At 39.2% G+C, this 648-nt stretch carries 2 protein-coding genes; both read right to left on the bottom strand.

The window, feature by feature from the left end:
* Positions 1-59 precede the first annotated feature (59 nt).
* On the bottom strand, positions 60-266 hold the full coding sequence (locus tag HT719_RS10435) for a transposase (protein ID WP_031223067.1): 207 nt from the start codon (positions 264-266) through the stop codon (positions 60-62).
* Positions 267-319: 53 nt separating this feature from the next.
* Positions 320-648: IS66 family insertion sequence element accessory protein TnpB (tnpB, locus tag HT719_RS10430; RefSeq protein ID WP_172929146.1), on the bottom strand; the 329-nt coding region annotated here is incomplete at its 5' end.

Raw genomic sequence — 648 nt, 5'->3', positions numbered from 1 at the left:
CAAGAAGAGCTTGACGTTTCCCTTTAGCTTTCTTACGTTTATAGGTGATTTCTTCTCTTTCAACTGGGAACATCTCCATCTTCATCAGATGAAACTTCCTCCTCAAAAAGGCTGACTTGTCCAGATGGACAAACACTTTTCTCAGAGGATTTTCCATAGAGCTTTTGCGTTAGATAAGCCACTTGTTCACGCAGAAGGGTAAGTTCATTGGTGAGACTATCAATTGTAGCACTCTGTTGTTGAATGAGTTTTAATAAGTCTTTCATCATCTTCCCTCTCTGTTTTCTAACTTTATTATACTAAAAAGAAAGTCCTCATTTCAATAGAAATCACGACTTTCTGATGAATTTATTTTTGGAGTGATAGAAAAGCCCTTCATCAGCCAGTCTACTTGTTCAGGTGTGAGAGCTTTGACATCCTTTTCTGTACTTGGCCAAGTCAACTTACCGTTCTCAAAGCGTTTATATAGTAGCCAAAATCCTTGACCATCCCAGTAAAGAGCTTTAAAGCGGTCTTTACGTCCACCACAAAAGAGAAAGACTTGACCTGAGAAAGGATCCAATTCAAAGTGGGTTTTAATGAGATAAGCCAGTGAATCAATGCCTTGTCTCATATCCGTTTTCCCACATACGAGATAGACCTGCCCTA

It is taken from the genome of Streptococcus sp. k-378 (genome assembly GCF_013277505.1).
GTDB lineage: Bacteria > Bacillota > Bacilli > Lactobacillales > Streptococcaceae > Streptococcus > Streptococcus pseudopneumoniae.
Note: the sequence above shows the minus strand (reverse complement) of the source record. Positions and strands in the feature narration are given on the sequence as shown.